The organism is Candidatus Macondimonas diazotrophica (assembly GCF_004684205.1).
In the GTDB taxonomy this organism is placed as follows: Bacteria; Pseudomonadota; Gammaproteobacteria; order UBA5335; family UBA5335; genus Macondimonas; species Macondimonas diazotrophica.
Genome location: NZ_SRIO01000040.1, coordinates 1 through 3,885 on the forward strand (window position 1 = coordinate 1; position 3,885 = coordinate 3,885).

Consider the following 3,885-nt stretch of genomic DNA (forward strand, 5'->3'; position numbering starts at 1 on the left):
ACCACGGGTGCCGCGGGCGCCGCGGAACGTGCCGCCACGGCGGCGACGACCCCGGCTTCGATCACGGTTTTCGCCGCCGCGCCGGCGCGGCGTTGGGCGGTGGCCTTGGGTGCGGGCGCCCTGTCGCGCAGCACGCAGGTGACGGCGCAGGATATTCGACGGCTCGCGCCTGCGGTGCCGAAATCGAACGGCCCCGCGTGACGGGGCCTGGGTGTGGCTGGGGGTGATATGGCACGCGGTGCGATTCGCAAGACGCCGGGTTCGGCGATGGTGGCGGAGGTGCTCTTCGGCGGCGCGGCGGGGGTGCTGCGCAGCGGCGAAACCCTGGTGGCCAGCAATGGTCGCGGGCCCCTCGCGGTGCGGGTGCTGGATCTGGCGGAGCAAGATGTGACGGGGAGCCTCTCGGAAGGCAGCCCCTGGATTGTCGACGGGATCGCGGTGGCATTTTGGTTGCTGCCCTCGGCGACGGATGGCCAGAAATTCTGGGTGGAGGTGGATGCCCCCACCAGTGATGGCGAGCTCTTGGTCGCCCGCGCGCCGCTGGAAGTGGCCTGGTTCCATCGATGACGACCATCGCGCGCGAAACCAGCGATTACGGCGGTGAGCCGATCTATCTGTTCGATTTTGCGATTGGCACCAAGCACTACCGCTACACCACGGCGGTGACGGCGCAGACCTACAACACCTTCACCTGGACGCCGGCGGCGATCACGCGCGGGCGCAAGCAGTTGAGCGAGACGCTGGATGACGCGCGCCTGGAGATCACCTGCGACCGGGAGCTGGATATCGTGCTGCGCCTGCGGCTGCCGCCGCTGCCCACCGAGTGCCGGGTGACGATCTGGAAAAGCCACCTGGGCGAGACGGATTGGATCCAGGAGTGGCGCGGGGTGGTGAACCGCACCACCCTGGGCGGCGCGCAGGCGACGCTCCATTGCGTGGCCGAGATCGCCCTGACGGAGGTGCAATCGCACCGGCTGTTTTTCTCGACCGCCTGCCCCTATGTGCTCTACGACAGCTTTTGTGGCCTGGATCGCCAGCTCTTCAAGCTGCTGGGGGTGGCGGATGCCGTCTCGGGTTTGACGGTGACGGTCTCGGCGATCACGGGCGCGGGCCTGCCGGCGAACCGCTTTCGCGGCGGCATGCTGGAGTGGGATCACCCGACGGACGGCGCCTTCGAGCGCCGCTGGATCGCGAGCCAGTCCGGCGCGGTGCTGACGCTGGTGGAGCGCCCCCACAGCCTGACGGTGGGCGAGCCGGTCACGCTCTATTGGGGGTGCGACCGCAGCAAGGATGGCGCGCTCGGCTGTGCGGGCTTTGGTAACGAGATCAACCACGGCGGCGAGCCCTATATGCCGCCGGACAACCCCTTTGGCGGCAAGACGCTGTTCTGACGGCGCCGTGGCGCCAGCCTTTCCCGGTTCCTTTCCGCACGAGACGCCATGCAACAGATCATTATTTCTATCCTGCTGCTCTATGTGGCAGGGCTGCTCATGCCCAAACCCAAGACGCAGAGCCCGCAGCCGGGCGAGCCGGGCAATGTGCCGGTGGCCAAGGAGGGCATGCCGATTGGGGTGATCTTCGGCAAGCCGGTGATCCGTGGCCACAACTGCACCTGGTATGGGGATCTGCGCGCCGACCCGATTCGCAAATCCGGAGGCAAAAAGTGACGACCGTGCGCCTGTGCGACCTGAAGCACCCGAGCCTCAAATTCTGCAACCGCACGGCTCGCAAGGTGTTTTTCGCGCGCCACGGCCTGGACTGGCGGCGCTTTGTGTTCGAGGGCCTGCCGGCGGCGGAGCTGGAGGCCACCGGCGATGCGATGGCGCTCGCGGTAGTGGCCGCGGCGAAGGAGCGCGAGGCCCGCGAGGCCGCGAGCGGGGCGCGTTATGGGTAGCGGCGGCGGCAAGCAGACGGTCGGCTATCGCTACCACCTCGGCTTTCGGGTGGTGCTCGGCCACGGCCCGATCGACAGTCTCCTGCGCATCACCTACGACGACCGCGAGGTGTGGAGCGGCAACCTGACGGCCTCCGGCGCGATCGATGTAAACAAGCCGGACCTGATGGGCGGGGAGGGCCGCGAGGGCGGCATCGTGGGGCGCTTCTCGGTGGCGTTCGGCGAGGCGAGCCAGGGGGTGAATGCCTATCTGCAATCGGTGCTCGGCGGCGTGGTGCCGGCATTCCGGCACAAGTGCTCGGTGATCGCCGAGCAGATCTATTACGGCACCAACCCCTACCTCAAGGAGTTCGCCTGGCAGCCCCAGCGCGCGCTGTCGCGGGAGGTGACCTGGTATGACGCCAAGGCGGATATCAACGGCCACATGAACCCGGCGCACATGATCGTGGACGCGATCACCAGCCGCAAGTTCGGCGCGGGCCTGCCGGTCTCGGCCATCGACGACGCGCGCTTTCGGGCGGCGGCCGATACCTTGCATGGCGAGGGCTTTGGGCTCTCGGTGTTCTGGACCTTTGGCCGCGAGCCGGATGCGGTGCCGAAGTTTGTGCAGGCGGTGCTCGACCACATTGGCGGCACGCTGTTTCCCGACCCGCAGACGGGGTTGATCCGCCTGGAGCTGCACCGCGGCGGCTACGATGTGGGCACGCTGCCGTTGTTCGACGACAGCAATTCGGAGTTGTTCGATTACGAGACCGGCCACCTCGCCGACACCATCAACGAGGTGGTGGTGACCTACACCCGGCCGGACACGGACCAGCCGGCGACTGTCTCGGCGCAGAATATCGGCAATGTGAACGCCCAGGGGCGGGTGGTGAGCCACGCGGTGGAATACCCGATGATCCAGGACGACACCCTGGCCGCGCGGGTGCTGGACCGCGATTTGCGGGCGCTGAGCACCCCGCTCGACGTGGCCCGCCTGGAAGTCGACCGCACCGGCTGGGATCTGTACCCCGGCCGGGTGATTCGGGTGACGAGCGCCAAGCTCGGCATCACCGAGGGGGTGTTCCGAGTGGCGCACATCGAGGAGCCCGGGCTGGAGGCGGCGCCCAAGCTCTCGGTGCGGATCGTGCAGGATGTGTTCGGGCTCTCCGCCGGCAGCTATGTGGTGCGCCAGCCGAGCGCCTGGGTGGATCCGGTGCAGCCGGTGGCGGACCTGGCCACGGTGCTGCTGGCCGAGATTCCCTATTACCACCTGGCGCTGAACCTGCGCCCGGCGGACCTGGAGGCGCTGTTGCCCGATTACGGCTTTGTGCAGGCCTTCGCGCCGCGCGATGAGCAGAGCTGGTACAGCTTTGATCTGCACTACAGCCCGGACAACATCACCTATGCGGCGGAACCGCTCGCGAGCGGTACCTTTGGCCCGGTGCTACAGCTCGGCGCGGGCATCGGCCGCCTGGATACGCTGCTCACCATCGCGAGCGCCACCGACCCGCAGCTGGTGGCGGTGGGGCAGTATGGCGTGCTGATCGAGGGCGCGGTCGAGGAGATGGTGGAGATCACCGCCTGGAACCCGACGACACTCGCGACCACGATCAAACGCGCGGTGATGGACAGCGTGCCGCGCACCTTCACGGCCGCCGCCCGGCTGTTTGTGACGAGCTTCCCCGGCGCCGCGGACAATACCGAGCGGACGGACGCGGAGACGGCCTGGTACAAGGCGCTGCCCCGCAACCGCGACGGCGTCCTGGCGCTCGGCAGCGCCACGGGGCGCAGCCTCACCCTGGCCAACCGCGCGAGCCGCCCCTATCCCCCCGGCAACCTGCGGGTGAATACCCAGTATTACCCGGCGAGCATCGGCACCACGGATCAGCTCACCCTCGCCTGGGCGCACCGCGACCGGATACTGCAGACCGCGGGCCTCACGACCTGGACGAGCGGCGATATCGGCCCGGAGCCGGGCACGACCTATACCCTGCGGCTCTACAACGAGC

At 68.2% G+C, this 3,885-nt stretch carries 6 protein-coding genes; all 6 read left to right on the plus strand.

What is annotated here, in order from left to right:
- A partial coding sequence (locus E4680_RS14160; RefSeq protein WP_167792525.1) for a hypothetical protein occupies window positions 1-201 on the plus strand: 201 nt, incomplete at its 5' end.
- A 27-nt stretch (window positions 202-228) separates the two neighbouring features.
- Window positions 229-567, plus strand: coding sequence for a hypothetical protein (locus tag E4680_RS13485; protein ID WP_135282944.1), 339 nt, complete (start codon window positions 229-231; stop codon window positions 565-567).
- The gene (locus E4680_RS13490) at window positions 564-1,391 is read left to right on the plus strand and encodes a phage BR0599 family protein (protein WP_135282945.1); all 828 of its coding nucleotides are present in this window, start codon (window positions 564-566) and stop codon (window positions 1,389-1,391) included. Before E4680_RS13485 ends, E4680_RS13490 begins: the two co-directional genes overlap by 4 nt.
- Window positions 1,392-1,439: 48 nt before the next feature.
- Complete coding sequence (locus E4680_RS13495) at window positions 1,440-1,667, plus strand: hypothetical protein (RefSeq protein WP_135282946.1); 228 nt, start codon at window positions 1,440-1,442, stop codon at window positions 1,665-1,667.
- Window positions 1,664-1,894 carry a hypothetical protein gene (locus E4680_RS13500; protein ID WP_135282947.1) on the plus strand — a complete coding sequence of 77 codons (231 nt, stop codon included), beginning with the start codon at window positions 1,664-1,666 and terminating at the stop codon, window positions 1,892-1,894. The genes E4680_RS13495 and E4680_RS13500 overlap by 4 nt, the downstream gene beginning before the upstream one ends.
- Window positions 1,887-3,885, plus strand: a 1,999-nt coding sequence (locus E4680_RS13505) for a phage tail protein (protein ID WP_135282948.1), incomplete at its 3' end; no start/stop codon positions are given. The genes E4680_RS13500 and E4680_RS13505, both read left to right, overlap by 8 nt.